Source organism: Cytobacillus horneckiae, assembly GCF_002835735.1.
Classification (GTDB): Bacteria; Bacillota; Bacilli; order Bacillales; family Cytobacillaceae; genus Cytobacillus; species Cytobacillus horneckiae.
On the sequence record NZ_PISD01000008.1, the window covers coordinates 119,700 to 141,063 of the forward strand.

Sequence of the window (21,364 nt, forward strand, 5' to 3'; positions counted from 1 at the left end):
TAAAGCATCAAGCTCTATCGGAAAAAAAGTGATTGAACAGATAGCAAAAGCGAATTGACAGGAATGTAGTATAAAGTTTCGCTACTCAAAATATTTTCTGAAATACTAATGATTTTTCCGAAAGGATGTGGTAAATTAGCAATATTCTGATTCAGATGAAGTAGAGAGAAGGAAAAATATGAACCAATTACAACAAAGCATCACCTTAAATGAAACAAAGAAATCAAAGCGATTATTACTAGCGATAATATTAGGTACACTATCAGCCTTTGGACCTTTTTCACTTGATATGTATTTGCCAGCTCTGCCTATATTGGCAGACAATTTACATACCACCGCATCCTATGCGCAATTGAGCTTGACTGCATGTATGCTTGGGCTTGCGATTGGGCAAATTTTTGCAGGTCCGATAAGCGATATTGTAGGGAGAAAAAAACCATTATTATTTGGACTTATATTATATATAGCCGTTTCTATTTTTTGTATATTGGCGCCGACCATACAATCATTTATCATTCTTCGTTTCATTCAGGGAACCGCGGGGGCTGTTGGAATCGTTATTTCTAGGGCGATTGTGCGAGATTTATATGCCGGACCTGAATTAACAAAATTTTTTGCCCTGCTTACATTGATTAATGGGGCAGCTCCTATCATTGCTCCGGTAATAGGCGGACAGCTCTTATCATTTACTTCATGGCGCGGCGTATTTCTTGCGCTTACTTTATTAGGAGCAGCCAGCTTACTCCTCGTCCTTTTTTTCTTAAATGAAAGCTTGCCTATCGAGAGAAGAATGCAAGGCGGGATAAAATCAACCTTCGTTACGTTTAACAAAATAATAAGAAATAAAGAATTTATGGGCTATGCGCTTGCCCAAGGTTTAGTCGGAGCTGCGATGTTTGCCTATATTGCTGGCTCGCCATTTGTTCTGCAAAATATTTTTAATCTTTCCCCGCAAATGTTTAGTCTTTGCTTTGCAATTAATGGACTTGGCATTATTATCGGGAGCCAATTAACTGGAAGACTTGCTGGAAAGGTAAGTGAGACTAAATTGCTTATTATCGGCCTTTCCATCGCGGCAGTTGGCGGAATGAGCTTGCTCGTGAATATTTTCTTTGAAACCGGACTATTTGGTGTATTAATACCATTATTCTTTGTTGTATCGTCAGTTGGTATTGTCAATACAGCAACTTTCTCGCTTGCAATGGAAAGCCAGGGGAGGAATGCTGGAAGTGCATCTGCATTAATAGGATTAATGACATTTTTATTAGGAGGTCTTGTTGCCCCTCTTGTTGGCATGGGGGGAGAGAATACCGCATTGCCAATGGGGATTGTCATTGCGGCGGCAGAAATCGGAGCGATAGCAATTTATTTCTTACTTGTAAGAGGAACAAAAATCAAAGGACAGCGAGGGCATTAGCATCATGAGAGTGAATATACTTTCTTATTTTCAACAGTTTCATCAAACCGTTTGGGTGTTATTAATTGGAACCGTGCTGTCAAGAGGTGCGGCATTCATGACGATGCCGTTTCTAGCGATATACCTTGCAAGACAAGATCTTCACCCTATTTTTATCGGAATAACTATTGGAATGAGTCCTTTAATGAGCACCATTGGCGGTTTTATTGGCGGACATCTGTCTGACCGTTACGGCAGAAAGCCTATTATGATGATTGCCCTATTAGGGACCGCTCTCGGTTATTTTGGTTTTGCCATAGCAGAGCATCAGTGGTGGTTTTTGCTGTTAAATGCTTTATTAGGTTTATGCAATTCTTTCTTTGAACCGACTGCACAGGCGTTGATGGGGGATTTAACAAGCAAAGAGATGCGGATGAAGGTATATTCACTGCGTTATGTAGCGATTAATATCGGTGCTTCAGTCGGCCCTTTAATTGGAGCTTTTCTAGCAATGACGAATGCAAATATGACTTTTTATATAACCGGATCAATCTATTTTCTCTATATGATTATTCTTTTTATTATGATAAAAAAAGTAAAATCAACGAATGGTGTGAACAATAAAACCACATTATCCGCTGCTTTTCAAATTGTTAGGAAAGACCGGGCGCTATTATATTTCATTCTAGGAGGAATGATGATTGCTGTCGGGTATTCGCAAATGGAGTCCAATCTACCGCAGCATTTCGATAATAGGCTAGAAAATGGTGTAATGATTTATTCGATTTTGCTATCCTTAAATGCGATAATGGTCATCTTTTTGCAAATGCCTGCTTCACATTTAATGGAACGCTACAGGCCAATGAAGCTGATGATAGCAGGTTCCATATTTACTATTGCCGGACTGCTTTGCTTTGGATTCGCGACAACATGGCTAGTCGCAATTTTTGGAATGGTTTTATTTACATTTGGGGAAATTCTATCCTTTCCAACGAGCAGTTTATTGATTGATCAGCTTGCAGCAGATCATTTGCGAGGAACTTATTTCGGTGCTTCGCAATTTAGAAATTTAGGCAGCTTTGCCGGTCCTATTTTTGGCGGCGTATTATTTAGTCAAATTGGCGGTGTCTTGACGTTTGTTGTAATTTCTGTCATATGCTTGAGCAGTATACTATTCTTTTCAGCTGGCAGCAAAGTAAATCAAATAACCGAGTTAACAGGAAAATCGGTGTGAATTCTTTTAAACCAATGAATGAGAGGCAGTTTTTAAGAAACTTCCTCTCTTTTTGTATAATTGTCCTTTTCCAATCCTACAATGATGATAAAGTCTGTGGAAGAGGTGTAAGTATGCTAAAAAAGACAATCGTTGTAATGCTGATATTAATGCTTGCTGGGTGTTCTTCCGGTCTTTCTGATAAACATGAGAGTACGGAAAAGAATAGTAGAAAAGAAGCAGCAAAAGAGGCAAAGAACTTCCTGCTAATTGGTGTCGATTCCAGAGGTGAAAAGGATTCACGATCTGATGCCATTATGCTTGCAAGATATGAGCCTTCAGGAGAGGCGATTAAGCTTGTATCTTTAATGAGGGACAGTTATGTAAAGATCCCGGATTACGATAAAACATATAGTAAATTGAATCACGCATATTACATAGGCGGTGCAGATTTATTAAAGGAAACAATCGAACAAAACTTCGAAATCAAAATTGACCATACAGCTGTCATAGATTTTAATGGCTTTGTAGAAGTATTGGATACATTGGCACCGGACGGGTTAGAAGTAGAAGTTACAGAAGCGATGATTGATGATATGAATTTAAATTTAGCTTCCGGTAAGCAAAAATTGCACGGGGAAGAATTATTAGCCTATGTAAGATTTCGTCATGATGATCAGAGTGATTTTGGCAGAGTCGACCGGCAGCGGGAAGTGTTGGAGCTTATAAAAAATGAAATGAAAAGTAGTTTAACCTCAGTCGAAGGCATTGCAAAGTCACCGGAATTGATCAAAAAAGTAATGAATGACATTGATACTGATTTACAGGTGGATGAAGTGCTTGCACTGGCTACTGCCTTTATCCTTAACCCGGTAACAGAAGTGGAATCAATGAGAATTCCAGTTGAAAATTCTTTTACAGATAAAATGTCTAATCACGCCGGTGCAGTCCTGCAATTAGACTTTGCAGAAAATATTTCTGCACTAAAAGAATTTTTCCAAGGTGAAGAGAGTATTGAAGTGAATGGCTGAAATCAAATCGGTTGTAAGCATGTGATTTATCCTTTAAAATGAGTGATTGAAAGAGGTGATTTCTCCTGAGACAAATTGTTCAGTTAGATGAGCAGACAAAACAGGAAGTTGCCAGCCTTGAAAAAAAATGCGAAAACCTTGTTGATAAACTATCTGTACAATATGCAGAAATAGAAAATTTAGTCATCGAACTCATTCGTTGTAAAAAAGGAAAATCTGCATGTAATGAAGATGTCTATGAGGGAGATTACGAATCATTCATTGAAGTGGGAATTGAAAATGATGACGAATATTTCCCTAATGACTATATTCCAATATGGAAATGCAAGAATGAGTTATTTCAAACAGTTGGATATATTACAGATGATTCAATAGAGAATATAGAAAAAAAGCTGCATTGTATTTTAGATGACATGCTGTTGGACTTGGGTGAAAGAGGGAGAAACTGAATGAAGACGGAAATATATATTTTGTCAGGTTTTTTAGGGAGTGGCAAAACTACATTATTAAAGCAGCTCCTTGCTGATGAAAAGCAGCAGGGACGTAAAGTAGCGGTAATGATGAATGAATTAGGTAAAGTATCGATTGATTCTGATGCAGTAGATGAAGACGTGCCGCTAAAAGAATTATTAGACGGCTGTATATGCTGTACAATTCAAGATAAACTGGAAGGCCAGCTTCAAGGGCTCCTAACAATTGAAAAGCCTGAGGTCATTTATATTGAAGCAACTGGTGCAGCACATCCGGTTGAAGTGCTTGACGCCATACTCTCACCATTATTTGCGGAAAAAATCGAAGTGAAAGGCATCATTTCAGTAGTAGATGGTGTAAGATGGCTTAATCGCCATTCATTAACTCCGCAAATACAGCAACTTCTAATCGAACAAGTACGTCATGCAGATTTATTACTAATAAATAAAACAGATGAATTATCAGATATGGAGCAAGCAAAAGTGAGCGGGGAAATTCAATCTCTCAATCAGCATGCCTTTGCTATACTGACATCCTATGCAAAAGCGCCACTTGAAAAAATTAGAGGTTTATCCATGAACGGCAAAGAAAAAAAGCAATCTACAAAAATAGGGCTGGATCTATCATTAAGCACGTTTGTTTATCAATTTAAAAAACCGGTAAATAAAGAAGCATTTGAGGACTTTTTACGTAATTTGCCTGACACCATGTACAGAATAAAAGGCTACATTAAATTTGATTATGCAAAATATCCGTCTTTATTTCAATTCTCTTATGGAATGCCTATCTATCTCCAGGAGAATATGAATATTCCACTTAACATGGTTTTCATCGGAGAACAAATTGACTGGAATATCATTGAACAAAGCTTAAACCACTTGGAAAAATAATAAACAGTCCAACAGCCGATTGAGTCGCTGTTGGACTGTTTTTTTTCGATTCAGCTAATGCTGTAAATGTGCCAATTGAAAAGAAAGCAGAGCGCTTCAGGTGAACAAAGAGCGTTTATTCCTCTGAAGGAAGAAGAATCGGAGCGCTTCAGGTGAATAAAGTGCGTTTATTCGCCTGAAGGAAGAAGAATCGGAGCGCTTCAGGTGAACAAAGACGTTTATTCGCCTGAAGGAAGAAGAATCGGAGCGCTTCAGGTGAACAAAGTGGTTTATTCCTCTGAAGGAAGAAGAATCGGAGCGCTTCAGGTGAACAAAGAGCGTTTATTCCTCTGAAGGAAGAAGAATCGGAGCGCTTCAGGTGAATAAAGTGCGTTTATTCGCCTGAAGGAAGAAGAATCGGAGCGCTTCAGGTGAATAAAGTGCGTTTATTTACCTGAAGGAACAAGAACCCGAGCACTTCAGGTGAACAAAGAGCGTTTATTCACCTGAAGGAAGAAGAATCCGAGCACTTCAGGTGAACAAAAGAGCGTTTATTCCCCTTGTAAAAAGAAAACTATACACAGCCCCAAAAATAGATAGACCTTTCCCTCAATAAATAAAATTCCCTTTCTCCTCTAAAAAACAGCATTTTCCAAGCATACAATTCTCATTTCATGGAAAACTTTTTTTATGGAATAGCACTTAAAAACCTTATGAAATCGAGTGATTTAAATGAAAAAAGTACTATTAGTTGTTCTTGCATCTTTTTGCTTTATCTTTAATCCCAGCATAACAAAAGCAGCTGAGGATGAAATCGGCATGCCGATTGAAATGCTGCATTGGAAAGAAGTGAATAAAATCCTGCCGAAGTTTGTTAAATTCACCGTTCTTGATGTTGAAACAGGGATGAAGTTCAATGTGCAGCGACGGGCAGGGCGTGACCATGCAGATGTTCAGCCGTTAACAGAAGATGATACAAAAATAATGAAAAAAATATATAATGGCAAATGGAGCTGGAAAAGAAGAGCGATTATCATTATAAGTGATGGAGAATGGATAGCTGCCTCCATGCACGGAATGCCTCATGGTGCAGGGGCATTAGCAAATAATTTTCCCGGCCATTTTTGCATTCATTTTTATGGGAGTACAACACATCGAACAAACTCAATGGATTTGTCACATAAGTTAATGATATTGAAGGCGGCTGGAAAACTTGATGAATATACAGCTACAGCAAACCCTGATAAAGTGATTAGTGCTTTTATTGCAGGCCTTAAGCAGCAGGATCCCTTCGTTGTATCCAGTGTCTCTTTAAGAGAAATGTCTTTAAAAGAGATGAGCATGATAGAAAATGCAAACTTAGCTTCAGTGAATAAAAAATGGAAGCAGCAAATGGATGAAAGATGGGTATTAGATATCCCAGTTGAAGTTGAATGGTATATTAAAAACAAAGGAAAGAAAATATACAGAGGCAGCATAAGGGTTGTTCGAATGTCTCCAATGGGTCCTTGGAAAGTGGACGCTGTCACGTTCATGGAAAAAAATAAATTCTCAAAGAAAAAAGCTTGAATGGCTTACGCCTCAAGCTTTTCCTTTTTCTCCAAATTTGATAAAAGTTTTCTCATCTTCTACTAATCCACAAGCACCGCACTGGATTCTAACATCAGGCCCGTTATATTTCATATGAAATGCAGTAAGGTTTTCTTCGCCATATTCCTCAAGGACATTTCCTGTTTGAGGATCAAGCTTGACTGATTTTGGAACCTGCTCAATTATATTGAATCGCGTTCTATTCGTTCTGCAATTTGGACAGCAATAAGGTGCACTCATTTTCTGTCTCCTTTCATAATTAGTTATCTTATTTTTCGCAAATAAACTATATTTATGTATACAGTGTATGTATGGCATAATGGAAGTGGCTACGAAAGGGGGCTGACTAAGTGGGCGCAAATATGAATCAAGATCTATTAAATGGGTATCGTTCTCTATGGAAAAATAGGCAGTTAGGAGAAACAGCTGAAAATTCGGAAGCAATTCTTATAGATGCAATTTCTAGAGAACTTAAAGATGAAAATTCCCATCCGAGAATTAGGAAACCGCCAGCAGATAAATTATACTTGGCAGTCAAGCGAATAAGCGATTCAAATCTTAATGGAGAAATGAAGCTGAAACTGATAGAAAAACATATTGAAATTTATGAGTCAATCAAGTGATTCTTTCACAGAATTATCACAAAAATGGTATATCCTTATGAAGAATTGTTACGTGAGGAGATGGGAAATGCCAACAATATATAAGCTACTAATTGTCTTTGCTTATATTTGCCTTCTAGCAGGATGTCAGCAGGAGGAATATGAACCAATAGCGGAAAAAGCCAATGTCGCAGCGACGATAAATATAAAGGACATGTCTGTATCGTTTATTGATATTGATAAACAGGAAAAAATGGCACAATGGACGCTAGAGAAGCCTTATACCGGCGGAGTTATTTTTCCTGATGGTGATACTTTCCTTTTATACGGAAAGGATATAGATACAATCGACCTGTTCTCTTTATCAAAAGGTACGATGATTGATCATTGGGATGTTGGTGAGGGTATCGTCAATGGACTTCTCATTAATAAAGATGAACTGGCTTTTGCCGATGAAAACCAGGATTCAATACGATTCTTTGATTTATCGGGGAGCGAGCATGCAACAGTAGATACTGAAGCAAATCCATATACAATGACGCTATCTGAAAAAGAAGGACTTCTTTATGTATTAAGCTTTGACCATGAAGAATTGACCAAAATAGACGCAAATAAGAAAGAACGTTTAGAAGGTTTTACGATTAATCCTTATGCATCAGGTGCGCTATTATTGGAAGAACAAAACGAACTCTGGGTTGGCGGTCATGGAGAAGGGATAGATATTGAAAAGAATGTTCATGTGTATGGTACAAAGACTGGAGAGCTGAAAACGAAAATTTCTGTTCCAACCATGCCGGTCGATTTTGTGCAAAAAGACGATTGGATCTATATTGTCAGCCATGGATCCAATACTTTATATAAAGTTGATAAGGAGGGGAAAGTAGCCGATTCGGTGACTGTTACGGCTAATCCCTTCAATATTGAATTAGCTGGTGAAGAATTATTAGTTGCCGGCTATGACAGTTCAGATATCCAATTTATTAATGAGGATACGCTTACAGTAGATAAGCGGGTGAAAGTTGGGGAAGGCCCTTTCCAAATTGTATTAAGGGAGAAATAAAGATGACAAACATTAATATACTTATTATTGATGATGAAGCAGATATGAGGCATCTTACAGAAATGTATCTAGAAAACTCTGGCTTCCATTGTCAAACAGCTTCAAGTGGTGAAGAAGGTTATCAAATTTTACAAGATGAATCGATAGATTTAGTCATACTGGACATTATGATGCCAAATGAAGATGGCTATGAGGTGTGTAAAAATATCCGGGCAACATCAGATATCCCTATTATATTTCTTTCAGCAAAAGGAGAGGAATGGGATAAAGTTAAGGGTCTCCAGCTCGGCGGAGATGACTACATTGTCAAGCCGCTCAGCCCAGGAGAGCTTGTAGCGAGAATTCACGCTGTATTAAGAAGAAGCGGCATTACTAAACAAGAAACCGATCAATTGAAAATAGGAAAGCTATTAGTTGATAAGAAAGCAAGAAAGGTGACAGTAGACGGCAAGAAAATCCCTTTAACCTTAAAGGAGTTTGAAATGCTATTGTTTTTAATTGATCACGTGAACCAGGCGCTTTCAAGAGAGCAGCTACTTGAGCATGTATGGGGAATGGAATATGAGGGAAGCTTAAGGACAGTAGATACACATATAAAAACATTAAGAATGAAGCTCGGAATAGCAGACTACATACAAACCGTTTGGGGTGTAGGGTATAAGCTAGAGGTACCAGATCAATGAAATTTTTAACTGATACATTAGCTAAGAAGCTATGGCTAACTGTAACAGCTGCCATTTTTATTACGATTCTTTATTCTTATGCATTATCATACTTATTTTATGAAAAGCTTTATGTTGAAAATGTGGAGGAATCACTGTTAGAAGAAGGGCTTGCGCTTGCTTCTGATTATCATGATGGTCCGCTAACAGATGAATTTAAAGGCCATGTGGCCTGGTATAATACCAAATCGGAAACGGATGTATTTATCGTTAACAATCCGCGTGAACTAAGTGCATGTTTTCCTTTTCAAATGAATTATGATTCATTGATTAATGGGGCAGAACGCGACGAATTGCTTAAAGGAAACCCGATCTTCAAGTCAGGCTATGAGGACAGATTTAACGGCAGAATTATGGCCGTCATCGTGCCATTGCTAGATGAAAGTCGATTAGAAGGAATCATTTATTTATATCTTCCATTAGAAAAAATATCTGATATTACAAAAGACTTTGCGTATCTTTGGATGATCGCCGCTTTTCTGTTTCTCATTGTGGCTATGATTTCAGGTACAGCATTAGTAAAGAAAATGACAAGTCCGCTTTTAGAAATGAAACGCGCCGCTGAACAAGTATCGAAAGGGGATTATGAAGTAAGTATAAAAAATCAATCCCAAGACGAAATTGGACAGCTAGCTAACGCTTTCAATACAATGGCAGATTCTATAAGACAAGAAGATGAACGGAAGCGGGAGTTTCTTGCGAATGTATCCCATGAACTGAGAACACCGATAAGTTATGTTAAAGGCTATAGTGAAGCATTAAAGATTGGATTAGTAAAAAATGAGGAAGATTATCAGAAGTATTTAGAGTTAATCTATCGGGAAGCTGGCAGAATGGAAAGGCTTGTAGGTGATTTGCTTGATCTTTCTAAATTGGAAACAGAGGAATATCAATTAGTGAAAATGCCTATTCCGCTTGCTCAATTGATTGAGGACTCGCTGCAAAAATATTTGCCGAGAATTAAAGAAAAAGGGCTAGAGCTAGAATATGACCTTGATCCAGAGATTATTATTAATGCAGATGAAGGCAGATTAGAGCAGATTATACAAAACATCATGGATAATGCGCTTCGTTATACTGAATCAGGTTCACTCTCACTTCATTTATATGAAACGGAAGAAGGATGCTGCATCGAGTTGGTCGATTCAGGCATAGGCATTCCAGCAGAGGATTTGGATAAAATAAAGCAAAGGTTCTATCGTGTAAATAAAGCAAGAACACGAGCAGACGGGGGCACTGGACTAGGTTTGGCCATTGCAGAGAAGCTGGTTAATCTTCATGAAGGCGAATTAACAATAGAAAGTACACTTGGAAAAGGCACCACCGTTAGAATTTATCTACCCATTATTATTGAGTAAAGAAGCAGTTATCGCTGCTTCTTTTTTTATAATCATCACTGTTGAAAGATAATCATCATTGTTGCTATATGCCTATCATTTTTGTTACCAGTGTGTAATAAACGTAAAAGTAAACCGTATCTCAAAAACATGTCAATGCTATTATTTTAGTGTATAAATGGAAAGTACCTTAATAGATTTCCAGTGTTGTATAAATTATCCTATTCATATTTTCCTATGTGAAAATCCTATAAGAATAGGTTTTACTTATTTTTCACAACCCAATTAAATAGAAAGATCGTTACGAAATGAGTAATTAAGCATATTCTCCCAGAAATATTACAAAAAACCCTATGATATGATTTAGTCACAGCAAGGCCAGCAACAAAATCACAAAAAAAACAAGTCATAGGGAGGAAATACAATTATGAGTAAGAAAGTTATTTTTTCTGTAGCTGCTGCAGCTGCATTACTAATGTCAACACCGGGTATGGACAAAGCGGAGGCTGCATCTCCTGCACAGGCAAAAGTAGATTCTAAAGTATTTGTCTATAACTCTTCTAATATGAATCAAGAAAATATCAATAAAGTGATGCAAGATTGCATGACTAAATATAATGTGAATTGGGATCAAGCTGAAGACATTATTAAAAATGCTCAAGCTAAAGCTAAAGAAGCATTAGCTTCGAAAAAAGCTCAAGCTGAACAACCAGCTCAAGAACAACAAAAAGAAGCTCCTGCTGAGCAGCAAGCAAAGCCAGAGCAACCAGCTGAGCAACCAGCACCAGCTCCTGAGCAACCTAAAGAAGAAGAAGCTGCTCCAGCACCAGCTCCTGAGCAAGAAGTAACTAAAGATGAAGAAAAACCAGCTGAAAATGCATCTTCAGAAGTAAGTGCATTTGAACAGCAAGTATTAGATCTTACTAACAAAGAGCGTGAGAAAAATGGCGTACCTGCATTAAAGCTTGATGTAGAACTTAGCAAAGTAGCTCGTGAAAAATCACGCGACATGCAATCTAAAGGATATTTCGACCATAACAGCCCAACTTACGGTTCACCATTTGATATGATGAAACAATTCGGTATCTCTTACTCTTCTGCTGGTGAGAATATCGCTATGGGTCAACGTTCACCAGAAGAAGTGGTACAAGCATGGATGAACAGCCAAGGTCACCGTGAAAATATTCTAAATGCTAACTACACTCACCTAGGTGTTGGTCACGTAGAAAACGGTAACTACTGGACTCAAATGTTCATTGGTAAATAATATGAGTAAATTTTAAAGGATTTATTCCTTGAACAATAAAGAAGCTAAAGAAAACAAATCAGTTTTCTTTAGCTTCTTTTTATTTATTTTATTCAAACGAAGCGAACACACTGATAAATTGAATTTATAAAAAAATATAAAAATTTAAAATCAATTGATATAATCAAACGGTGTGAGTAATCAAACAAACAGGGGGGATGATCCATGAGCTATAAGAATGCTCTAAAAGAATACATCGATGCGACTAATACACATGATTTCGATAACGTGAAGTTGCTGTTACATCCTGATGCCATTTATTGGTTTACAGATCGCAGCTGTACTACTATTAAGGAAATCGGCAAATACTTTAATCATACTTGGCGTGTCATTAAAGATGAAGTATATTCAGCGACTGATATTCAATGGATTGCTGTTGATCAAACAGTGGCAACATGTATTTATACATATCACTATAATGGCTATCTTAATGGCGAATATATTTCCGGGAGCGGCAGAGCAACAAATGTTTTTACCTTCGTAGAAAATGAATGGAAATTAATTCATGAACATTTAAGCAGATGATAAGATCTCTGGTATATTTGAATTAGTAGATGAAAAAGTATTAACCAGACAACGTAGTAAATTCGGTTAACAAATAGGAAGATTCTGTTTAATTGGAGATCATTCCCTTAGCAGTTAAGTATTAATTCTACCATCATTTTAATAGCTAAACATAGTCACTAAATGAATGATAAATGATCGTATATGATAGAATAGGTATATATGTATATAATTTTAGTGAGGATGTATAGGTATATATGATTAATGATGATGAATATCTCATTTTTATACGAGAAATCGGAAAGCTTTTTGAGGAATATAATAAATGCTCTAATCAAATGTTCAAAGAAATGATCGCTGAAGACCTAGAGATACTTGGCAGAGCACTAGATTGATAATGAGTTGTAGCTTAAATTATATATTTATTTTGAACAGGGCTATTTTATAAATAAATAGTGCTGTTTTTTTGTCATTAACTTCCATAGTTTGAAGACGATTTTACAGTTTTGAAGCATTTATGAAAACCAATTCATATCTTCTTAATATTCAGTCATTATTTAAAGGGTTTATTGCTATGTTTTAAAGAATTTAACAGTTTAGTTAAAACGAATGAATAAGGGGATTCTCGACAAGTTTTTCAAGATGGCTTGTATATAATGACTGTAGCTTTAAGAGGAAGGAGCTGAGAACGACCTATTTTAATTTCCTGGCACCATTTGAAAAATAATGAGGAGGAATAAAAAAATGATACTTAAAACTTTAAGGAAACTAGCGGTACCAGTTTTTGTTTTGTTTATAGCCACGGCTTGCAGTCAAGGGGTTGATGAAGAAGATGCGCCAGTAAATAGTGATGTGAATACAGAAGAGTCTGTAGATGGGGATGATACCAATGAGGCGCCTGTGGATGGAGAAGTAGAAACAGAAGCACCGGCAAATGGAAGTACGGATTCAGAGGAATCTCCTGTAGATGAGGAGTCAAATATCGATACAGAAGAAACAACGGATGAAGAGTCTGATACGGAATAGATGGACGGGCTAATCTGAATTTATTAGATTTCATCTACTGACTTTGCTTATTTTCAGGATAGAAAGAGATTAAGACAGTGTAATTGTAGAAGGCAGCAAAGCTTTCTTAAAGAAACGCTTTGTTGCCTTTTTGTGATTAACCATTTAACTTAGTCCTGATGTTTATTCATATTCTGTAATAAGAATTTTAAAGTGCAGTCGACATAATAATTCTTTCTCGATTTTTTAAGAAAGATTCTCTACAAATTTGTTTGATGCTATTATAGTTTTGTGCACAAATAGCTTCATAAATATATTTATTTAATTGATTTGCAGAATAGTGCCTTTGGTTCGGGGTTAATTTCCAATTCACCATGGCCATTCGTATAAATTTATCTTTTAATGAATCCATAAAATCTAGCATTGTTTTATTATTTGCAGATGAAATCATACAGCGACTAAATAGGATGTGGTTTTGAATATACTTAAAATAGTCCATATGCTTTTCTGCTTCAAGTTGTTGGTCTAAATACATTTTCAATTTTTCAAGATTGAAGTAATAGCGCCTTGCCACTACTTCATCAACTGAGTATTCTTGCAAAAATAAAATTACTTGAGCGATGTCTAACATTTCCTTCATAGAAATCTCTTTCACTATAATCCCACGGTTTTTTATCGATAAGATAAACCCATCTGACTCTAAGCGCGAGATGGCACTTCTAATAGGGGTGCGGCTCATATTGAGTTCTTTAGCTAAAACATTTTCAGATAGAAGGAGGCCTGGCATATAATTGGCATGAATTAAATTTTCAAGCATTCTCGTATAAGCGATGTCAACTAGTGAGTGTTGGGTCATTTTCTACGATCCTTTCAAAGTAAATCTAATTGAGTGAACTGCCTATGATGCAACAGTTTCACCTAGTCCTAAGAAGCGATGTTTAACCCGATTAATCACATCTTGTTCAACATCTTTTGCCATCAAAAATTGATCTACACTTTGATAGTTTTGAAGAATGTACTCATAGGCTTTTAAGATATAATCGCGATTTGAATACAAGAACTCCTTTGGAATCATGCCATAAGGCAGTTCAGTCTGATGAATGGACTCCAGATTTGTAAACGTTACTTCATAATTTGAGACGATATCTTTCTTTTCTACGCCCGCAATTCCCAACAGCAGCATGGCTAACACGCCTGTCCGATCCTTTCCTGCCTGGCAATGAAAGACGATGCAGCCCTCATTAGCTTGATCAATTATATCAAAAATTTTCTTTACTGAATCGTTTTGCTCCAATAAATCAACATAAAAATCTCCCATCGACTTCTCATAAAAAGATTGAGTAATATCTGAAACCTGCTGAGTAATAAACGGGATATTATGATATTCGCAAAACGCCTCTTTTGCTAGTGGGTTCTTATGTGTTTCGATTTCATCTTTTCCTCGTAAATCTATGACAGTTTTTACACCGTACTCTTTTAAAAAGACGATGTCCTCATGTGTGAGTCTACTCATATCACTTGATCTTAAGAATGAGTGCCACTTTGTTTGCTGACCGTACTCAGTGCTGTATCCGCCTAAATCTCGGCAGTTTTCTATACTATTAATGGGCAATCGTGCCCAATGTAATTTTGCGTTTTTCATTATTCTATTCTCCTCCTAATTTCAGCTATTTCCGTATTTTATATTCTTTTTAATCCTTGTCATTAACAGTTCCATCACAAACATAAGTAAACAAATCATGATGACAATTGTTGTTGTTTGTGCATAGTTATAAGTATTTATTGCTTGCGTCAATAAAAGGCCAATTCCTCCTACCCCAATGATGCCTAAACCAATTGATTCGGAAAGATTGGATTCAAAACAGACGGTAATCCAAGCAATAAAAGAGGTAATGCATAGAGGAATCAAACCATGAAAAATAATTTGAAACCAAGAAGCGCCTGTTGACTTCATTGCTTCGATAATCTCGCCGCCTGTCTCTTCAATACTTCCTGTAAAAGTTTTTGTCAAATAGCCGACAGCAGAAATTAAAATTGCAACAAATCCTGATGTATTCCCAAAGCCTAAGCTTGCAATGACCATTAATCCCCATACAAGAGAAGGGACGGACCGGATGACGGCGAATATACTTTTAATAAATATGGCAGTTAACCGATGGGGTGCAATATTAGAAGCTGCTAAAAAGCTTAAGAGCATCGCTAAAAAAACAGCAACGACTAATGATAAAAAAGCGAGAGCTAAACTGGTCACAATATTAGAAAAGGTATCAGGGACTATTGAAAGGTCAATAGTCATCATTCTACTTAAAACTTCTGGAGCGTTTTCTAGTCGCTCGTAAAATTTTTGCATATCCAGGTCAATTAGCTTTACAGCTGCAAAAAACACAGTTCCTAAAGTAAGAACAGTCAGTATGGATTTGCCAACACTTCCTTTTGAAGTAACTCGAATATGCTCCATTATGTCTCCAATCTCCTTACTTAAATTAAACGAAACGTTTACGAATTGAATTCGTCACTAATTCGGTTAATAATATAATTATGACGACCACAGCAATAATCGTAATCGCTTCTCCATATTTAAATAAATTAATGTTTGTATCAATTAACACACCAATTCCCCCGGCACCGACAAGGCCTAATACAACCGAAGCTCGGACATTAATCTCGAAGGCGAATAATGTCCAATTTATCCACGCAGGTATAAATTCAGGAATGACGCCATGAAATAATATTTGTAAATAGGAGGAACCATTCGCTCTTAACGCTTCAAGCTTATCACCGGAAATTTCATCAATCGATTCTGCATAGCTTTTACTCAAAAATCCAACCGTCACAAGAATCAGAGCAAAAACACCTACGATCCCGCCGATCCCAAATATATAAACCAATAAGGCTCCCCAAATAATAAAAGGAATATTTCTTAAAATCGACACAAAGCCGCGGGTAACTACCTGCAATGTTTTAAATTTATTCGTGTTTTCCGATATTAAGATACCTAAAATAAACGCAATAATCGTTGAAATATAGGTAGAGATGACGGCATAGCCAAGTGTATCAATCACTGCTGGAATATAGTGTTGTAAGTTTTCCGCATTAGGCGGAAAGAACTTTTGAAAGAAAAACATCACAAAGTTTGGCAAGCCCATCATCATTTCAATAAAGGAAATCTCCAAATAATAAACAGAAAAGCTCAATAAAGCAAAGATGGATAGCATAATGAATAACGGTCTTTTAATCTCTCTTTGATCAATCGGGATTTTGTAATTGATCGCTTTATTATTCATCATTTTGTCCCGCTGCCATTGGCATCGCATGGCTTCTTTCATTATCGGTTAGTGCGCCCGGCAAGTGCGGACTTTCATTTTTCAGTGCCATTTGCGATTCTTTTCCTTCATAGATTTCTCTAATCATGGCTTCAGTTAGCTGAGACGGAACTCCGTCAAAAACAACAGCACCTTGTTTTATGCCTATGATTCGCGTAGCATATTTTTTCGCATAATCCACTTGGTGAAGGTTTACAATACATGTCAATTGCTTTTCTCGAGAAATGGTATGAAGCTGCTGCATAACAATATTGGCGGAGAGCGGATCCAATGATGCAATCGGCTCGTCAGCGAGCAGGAGCTTAGGTCTTTGCAGTATTGCCCGACAAATGCCGACCCGCTGCATTTGACCTCCAGAAAGCTCATTCGCTCTTTTATAAATTTGGTCCTGGAGTCCAACCTTTTTAAGAAGCTCAACAGCTTCTTGTTTATCTTCATGACGATAGAGCCCAAGCAAGCTCTTGTATAATGGAAGATTGCTTAATTGCCCATGCAGCACATTTTTAATTACATTTGTTCTGCCAACCAAGTTGTAGTGTTGGAAAATCATTCCTATTCCAGCTCTGTTTTTTCGTAATTTTCGCCCAGTCAATTTTTCGAGATGCTGCCCATCAAAAACAATTTCACCTTCTGATGGATCGACAAGGCGATTGATGCATCTAATAAAAGTGGACTTACCTGCACCGGAAGGGCCAATGACTACGATAAATTCACCAGGGTAGAAATCTAAAGAAATTCCATTCAAAGCACGCGTATCTTTACCATAAACTTTAACTAAATTTTTTATTGATAATAATGGATTCATTTTGCTTCTTCCTCTAATGCATTTATGGCATCCAGCATTTCAATTGTAGGATCATAATAATCTTGTTTCGTAGCTACAAAGCGGGCCTTTGGATCATTATGGACTGCCTCAAAGTATGCTTCATCTTCAAATGATACAAACGCTTCCCTTAAGGCTTGCTTAAAATCTTCAGGTAAATTCTCGCGAACAATATAAGAAGCATCTGGGATATCTTGAGTGCGTCCAATTACTTTAAAGTCATCTTCCTTAATTGTCCCAGCCTGAATCATACTATCCAGCTGACCAATAGCCACTGCCGCTGCGTCAAAATCACCCATTTTTATGCCCATGACACTATTGACGTGAGATTCGGAAAAAGTAACATTTTCAAAAAAGTAGCCCGACTTCTCAACCAAATTTGGATCTAGGTCAAATTCTTGAACTAAAGTTCCCTTTGGATAAAGATATCCAGAAGAGGAAGCTGCATTCACAAACGCAAAGTTCATTCCTTTAAGATCCTCCATTTTGTTGATTTCCTTATTATCCTTCTTAGTAATAAAAGCAGTATAATATTCATTGCCCTCAAATTGAGGCGTGACTAACAATTCAGCTCCTGCCAATTGGTCAGCCTGATAATAGCTCATTGGACTAGCTAGCATGACATCTAACTTCTCACTCGCTAGCGCTTCAATTCCAACAGCGTAACTGCCTCCTTCAAACTCTTTTACTTCAATCCCTAATTCCTCGGAAAGGTGCTCTCGCAATGATTCATGCATAGAAGCTGCATTTGGATTGTTTTCGTTTGGCATTTGAACTAACTTTAATTCCTCCGGCCATCCCTTGTTTGCTGTATCAGCTGAAGCCGATGAACTCGATTCATTCCCGCAAGCTGCCAAAGTAGAAACAAGACCTACTGTAAGAAAAATTGTTGAAAGTTTTTTTAACATGTCATTATCTCCTTTTTCGAATTAATCCAAATTCTCTAGTTTCCCTGCAAACTTAGAAACTTTAACCTCTCAACCATGAAATTTTATATTATGGAATCTCGCTCACCTCTCGTAGTATTCAAGTTGTATACAATTGCTAATATACAGAAGGAGTGTTTAATTAATACTTTACTTGTGTAAAGTTTCAGAAAAAGGATGTAAAGTAATCGTAAATAACAAAGTTATTCCAACAATCATAATTTGAAGATTAATAGGGAGAAATCATTGAACACTTTTTTTACTAGTTAAGGTTTTAAACTTTTCAGCTTAGCAAAAGGAGTATATTATAACATAAAGATTACAAATGTAATATTAAAGTTTTGTATGGAATAATTTTACAAATAAAAATGTTTGACCTTAAAACTTACATATGTAATATTTATAGAGAATAAGCTGTGAGAAAACAAATTATATTCTCAATAAGTTTAATAATTATGGAGGTTGGATGGAGGCTAAACATATTTACACCCAAAAATAAAAGGAGCTTTAGTAATGATAAAAGTTAACAAAGGATACATCGTTGTGATTGCGATTATTTTAATCCTCTTTACTTTATTCATAGAATTAAGCTTTACCCCTGTTAAGGTCAAGGGAAGTTCTATGCTGCCTACTTTTAATGAAAATGACCGATTAATTATCGAAAAAGCTAATTTGAGTGACATAAAAAGGAATGACATCGTCATTTTCAAGGATATAAACAAAGAAAAATATTATTTAAAAAGAATAATAGGTGTGCCTGGAGATCATCTAGAAATTATCGACAACGAAATATTTGTAAACGAACAAAAAATAGAAGATTTCTGTAGTAAAAATGAAAATAAAAACTATATCTTTTCCACTCAAAATCCAATAGAAGATATCACTGTACCAGAAGGGGAATATTTTGTTCTCGGTGATAACTTTGATCATAGTAAAGATAGCCGCCATATTGGAACTGTCCCCTTTGAACAAATACGGGGAAAAGGAATATTAGTGTATTGGCCTTTAAAAGATATACAAATTATAAACTAGGAACGAGAATCGAAAAAAACTGCTCTAGCATGAGGGATGTGAATGGTATTTGAAAAAAAATAGAAAGGTCCATACTTCTTTTCGTTTAAACATTCTATTTGCAATTGTATTCCTATTATTCGCCTTACTGATTATAAGATTGGGTGTCGTCCAAATTGTCAAAGGAGAGCAATTTGCACGAGAAGTTTCAAGAAATCAAGAAAGTAACATGAGCACCTCTGTACCAAGAGGCCTAATGTTTGATCGAAAAGGAAAGTTAGTTGTTGATAACGAGGGATTAAATGCAATTACCTATACTAGAGAACCTGGAACTAGCTTAGAGGATATGCTAAAGATAGCGGAAAAACTGTCAACTATGATAGAGGTTGAAACGTCAAAAGTGCGCGAAAGAGACAAAAAGGATTATTGGATTATGGTAAATGAAAGCAAAGCTAGGAGTAAAATCACCCAAGAGGAATGGGGAAAATATGACAACAAAAAAATAGACGACAAGAAAATTTATGAATTACAACTCGAGCGCATTTCAGAAAAGGATTTAAATACGCTAACAGCTCAAGATATGAAAACACTGGCAATTTATCGAGAAATGAATAGTGGATATGCATTTACCTCCCAGGTTCTAAAAAATATAAATGTGACATTCGAAGAGCTGGCTAAAATTAATGAAAGCTTAGAAGATTTGCCGGGAGTGGACACCGCCGTCGACTGGAATAGGAGCTATCCTTTTGGTGAAACCTTAAAAACCGTTTTAGGAAATGTGAGCTCTTCAGAAAAAGGCATTCCTAAAGATAAGATTGATTACTATCTTTCAAAGGGATACAGTCTGAATGATCGCATTGGGCTTAGTTATCTAGAAATGCAATATGAAGATGTCTTAAAAGGCAACCCAGGAACCATTCAATATATGACGAATAAGGCAGGTAAGGTTCTTAGCTCTCAGATCATTGATAAAGGACAAAGAGGCAGAGACCTTGTATTAACCATTGATATGGAGCTTCAGCTAACTGTAGAAAAAATAATAGAAGAAGAGCTTAAAGCAGCAAAGAGTCAACTAGGAACCTCTTTACTAGATAGAGCGTATGTGATATTGATGGAACCAAAGACTGGTGAAATACTTGCACTGGCCGGAAAACAGATTACAACAGACAAAGAGAGTGGCGAAAAAATCATTATTGATGATGCGCTTGGGAATATTACAAATAGTTATAACATCGGCTCTGTTGTTAAAGGAGCTACTATTCTTGCAGGCTATCAAACAGGAGCAATAAAACCGGGTACGCAATTTTACGATACACCAATGAAAATTAAAGGAACACCAGTAAAAAAGTCATGGACTGCAAATAGCATGGGATATTTAGATGATTTGATGGCGATCAGAAGATCTTCTAACGTCTACATGTTTAAAACAGCGATAGAAATTGGAGATGGATATTACCAGAAAAACCAGCCTTTACGTTTAAAACAAGCCGAGGCTTTTGACAAATTGAGGACATCGTTCAGCCAATTCGGATTGGGCGTAAGAACAGGAATTGATCTTCCTAATGAAACAATCGGTTTTAAAGGGATGGAGACTAAGCCGGGATTTGTATTGGACTTAAGCATTGGGCAATATGATACGTATTCAAACATGCAGATGGCGCAATATATCTCAACCATTGCAAATGATGGTCTTCGCATGCAACCGCATTTAGTCAAAGAAATTCGAGAACCAAATGATGAAAAGGAGATAGGACTAATCATTACAGAAATTCAGCCGACAGCTATGAATCGGATAGATATGAGAAACGAATGGATCGATAGAGTTCAGTTAGGTTTTAAACAAGTAATGCAAGAACCATTGGGCACTGGAGTTAGTTATTTTGGTGATACCCCTTATTCACCAGCGGGGAAAACAGGGACTGCCGAAGCTTTTTATGATGGACCCCTTCGAAGTAAATTTGGAACAGAACCACCTGAAGTAATCAACTTAAGCCTCGCGGGATATGCACCCTCTGATCATCCGCAGATTGCAATGGCAGTCCTTGTTCCATGGGCTTACCAAGGAAATATCGACCACCATGCAAACATGAAAATTGGCAGGAAAGTAATGGATGCATACTTTGAACTAAATAATCCGAATTGAAAGTAAGACACCCACATATTAGAAGGAGAGAG

General features: G+C 36.8%; 23 protein-coding genes. 16 read left to right on the plus strand and 7 right to left on the minus strand.

What is annotated here, in order from left to right:
- Window positions 1-178 precede the first annotated feature (178 nt).
- From CWS20_RS03770 to CWS20_RS03795, 6 genes are all read left to right on the plus strand, one after another.
- Window positions 179-1,417 carry a multidrug effflux MFS transporter gene (locus CWS20_RS03770; protein ID WP_066200106.1) on the plus strand — a complete coding sequence of 413 codons (1,239 nt, stop codon included), beginning with the start codon at window positions 179-181 and terminating at the stop codon, window positions 1,415-1,417.
- A 4-nt stretch (window positions 1,418-1,421) separates the two neighbouring features.
- Complete coding sequence (locus CWS20_RS03775) at window positions 1,422-2,630, plus strand: MDR family MFS transporter (protein WP_083957456.1); 1,209 nt, start codon at window positions 1,422-1,424, stop codon at window positions 2,628-2,630.
- A gap of 113 nt (window positions 2,631-2,743) precedes the next feature.
- On the plus strand, window positions 2,744-3,640 hold the full coding sequence (locus CWS20_RS03780; RefSeq protein WP_066200103.1) for an LCP family protein: 897 nt from the start codon (window positions 2,744-2,746) through the stop codon (window positions 3,638-3,640).
- A 449-nt stretch (window positions 3,641-4,089) separates the two neighbouring features.
- Entirely contained in the window at window positions 4,090-5,001 is a 912-nt protein-coding gene (locus CWS20_RS03790; protein ID WP_066200097.1) for a CobW family GTP-binding protein, read from the plus strand.
- A 204-nt stretch (window positions 5,002-5,205) separates the two neighbouring features.
- The gene (locus tag CWS20_RS28910; RefSeq protein ID WP_276328290.1) at window positions 5,206-5,334 is read left to right on the plus strand and encodes a hypothetical protein; all 129 of its coding nucleotides are present in this window, start codon (window positions 5,206-5,208) and stop codon (window positions 5,332-5,334) included.
- A 378-nt stretch (window positions 5,335-5,712) separates the two neighbouring features.
- Window positions 5,713-6,549 (plus strand): hypothetical protein, encoded by an 837-nt coding sequence (locus tag CWS20_RS03795; protein ID WP_066200095.1) that lies wholly within the window; start codon window positions 5,713-5,715, stop codon window positions 6,547-6,549.
- A 12-nt stretch (window positions 6,550-6,561) separates the two neighbouring features.
- Here CWS20_RS03795 and CWS20_RS03800 read toward each other — a convergent pair whose 3' ends face one another.
- Entirely contained in the window at window positions 6,562-6,810 is a 249-nt protein-coding gene (locus CWS20_RS03800; protein WP_066200093.1) for a DNA alkylation repair protein, read from the minus strand.
- Between the two features lie 110 nt (window positions 6,811-6,920).
- Between CWS20_RS03800 and yoyC the strand changes: the two genes are divergently transcribed.
- The 8 genes from yoyC (at window position 6,921) to CWS20_RS03835 (ending at window position 13,127) form a co-directional block, all read left to right on the plus strand.
- Entirely contained in the window at window positions 6,921-7,193 is a 273-nt protein-coding gene (gene yoyC / locus CWS20_RS03805; protein WP_321202567.1) for a protein YoyC, read from the plus strand.
- A gap of 67 nt (window positions 7,194-7,260) precedes the next feature.
- Window positions 7,261-8,232 carry a hypothetical protein gene (locus CWS20_RS03810; protein WP_066200090.1) on the plus strand — a complete coding sequence of 324 codons (972 nt, stop codon included), beginning with the start codon at window positions 7,261-7,263 and terminating at the stop codon, window positions 8,230-8,232.
- Between the two features lie 2 nt (window positions 8,233-8,234).
- Entirely contained in the window at window positions 8,235-8,915 is a 681-nt protein-coding gene (locus tag CWS20_RS03815; RefSeq protein WP_066200087.1) for a response regulator transcription factor, read from the plus strand.
- Window positions 8,912-10,312, plus strand: coding sequence for a sensor histidine kinase (locus CWS20_RS03820; protein ID WP_066200084.1), 1,401 nt, complete (start codon window positions 8,912-8,914; stop codon window positions 10,310-10,312). Before CWS20_RS03815 ends, CWS20_RS03820 begins: the two co-directional genes overlap by 4 nt.
- Window positions 10,313-10,718: 406 nt before the next feature.
- The gene (locus CWS20_RS03825; protein WP_066200081.1) at window positions 10,719-11,558 is read left to right on the plus strand and encodes a CAP domain-containing protein; all 840 of its coding nucleotides are present in this window, start codon (window positions 10,719-10,721) and stop codon (window positions 11,556-11,558) included.
- Between the two features lie 204 nt (window positions 11,559-11,762).
- On the plus strand, window positions 11,763-12,122 hold the full coding sequence (locus CWS20_RS03830; RefSeq protein WP_066200079.1) for a YybH family protein: 360 nt from the start codon (window positions 11,763-11,765) through the stop codon (window positions 12,120-12,122).
- 236 nt (window positions 12,123-12,358) lie between these two features.
- Window positions 12,359-12,496 carry a hypothetical protein gene (locus CWS20_RS27890; protein WP_157090552.1) on the plus strand — a complete coding sequence of 46 codons (138 nt, stop codon included), beginning with the start codon at window positions 12,359-12,361 and terminating at the stop codon, window positions 12,494-12,496.
- A gap of 349 nt (window positions 12,497-12,845) precedes the next feature.
- Complete coding sequence (locus tag CWS20_RS03835) at window positions 12,846-13,127, plus strand: hypothetical protein (RefSeq protein ID WP_066200075.1); 282 nt, start codon at window positions 12,846-12,848, stop codon at window positions 13,125-13,127.
- Between the two features lie 187 nt (window positions 13,128-13,314).
- On the opposite strand, the gene CWS20_RS03840 is transcribed toward CWS20_RS03835, so the two are convergent.
- Genes CWS20_RS03840 through CWS20_RS03865 form a run of 6 tightly spaced genes read right to left on the minus strand, consistent with a single transcriptional unit; the run spans window position 13,315 to window position 18,160 of the window.
- Window positions 13,315-13,962, minus strand: a complete 648-nt coding sequence (locus tag CWS20_RS03840) for a GntR family transcriptional regulator (RefSeq protein ID WP_066200072.1) — start codon at window positions 13,960-13,962, stop codon at window positions 13,315-13,317.
- A gap of 42 nt (window positions 13,963-14,004) precedes the next feature.
- The gene (locus tag CWS20_RS03845) at window positions 14,005-14,748 is read right to left on the minus strand and encodes a tyrosine-protein phosphatase (RefSeq protein WP_066200069.1); all 744 of its coding nucleotides are present in this window, start codon (window positions 14,746-14,748) and stop codon (window positions 14,005-14,007) included.
- A 21-nt stretch (window positions 14,749-14,769) separates the two neighbouring features.
- Entirely contained in the window at window positions 14,770-15,564 is a 795-nt protein-coding gene (locus CWS20_RS03850; RefSeq protein ID WP_066200067.1) for a PhnE/PtxC family ABC transporter permease, read from the minus strand.
- Between the two features lie 25 nt (window positions 15,565-15,589).
- Window positions 15,590-16,393 carry a phosphonate ABC transporter, permease protein PhnE gene (gene phnE, locus CWS20_RS03855; protein ID WP_206605385.1) on the minus strand — a complete coding sequence of 268 codons (804 nt, stop codon included), beginning with the start codon at window positions 16,391-16,393 and terminating at the stop codon, window positions 15,590-15,592.
- Window positions 16,383-17,234: a phosphonate ABC transporter ATP-binding protein gene (gene phnC, locus CWS20_RS03860; protein WP_066200061.1), complete on the minus strand. Its 852-nt coding sequence runs from the start codon at window positions 17,232-17,234 to the stop codon at window positions 16,383-16,385. The genes phnE and phnC overlap by 11 nt, the downstream gene beginning before the upstream one ends.
- Entirely contained in the window at window positions 17,231-18,160 is a 930-nt protein-coding gene (locus CWS20_RS03865) for a phosphate/phosphite/phosphonate ABC transporter substrate-binding protein (RefSeq protein WP_066200058.1), read from the minus strand. Before CWS20_RS03865 ends, phnC begins: the two co-directional genes overlap by 4 nt.
- Before the next feature lie 531 nt (window positions 18,161-18,691).
- Here CWS20_RS03865 and lepB point away from each other — a divergent pair.
- Window positions 18,692-19,210 carry a signal peptidase I gene (gene lepB / locus CWS20_RS03870; protein WP_066200055.1) on the plus strand — a complete coding sequence of 173 codons (519 nt, stop codon included), beginning with the start codon at window positions 18,692-18,694 and terminating at the stop codon, window positions 19,208-19,210.
- Between the two features lie 49 nt (window positions 19,211-19,259).
- Complete coding sequence (locus tag CWS20_RS03875; RefSeq protein ID WP_066200050.1) at window positions 19,260-21,332, plus strand: peptidoglycan D,D-transpeptidase FtsI family protein; 2,073 nt, start codon at window positions 19,260-19,262, stop codon at window positions 21,330-21,332.
- Window positions 21,333-21,364 lie beyond the last annotated feature (32 nt).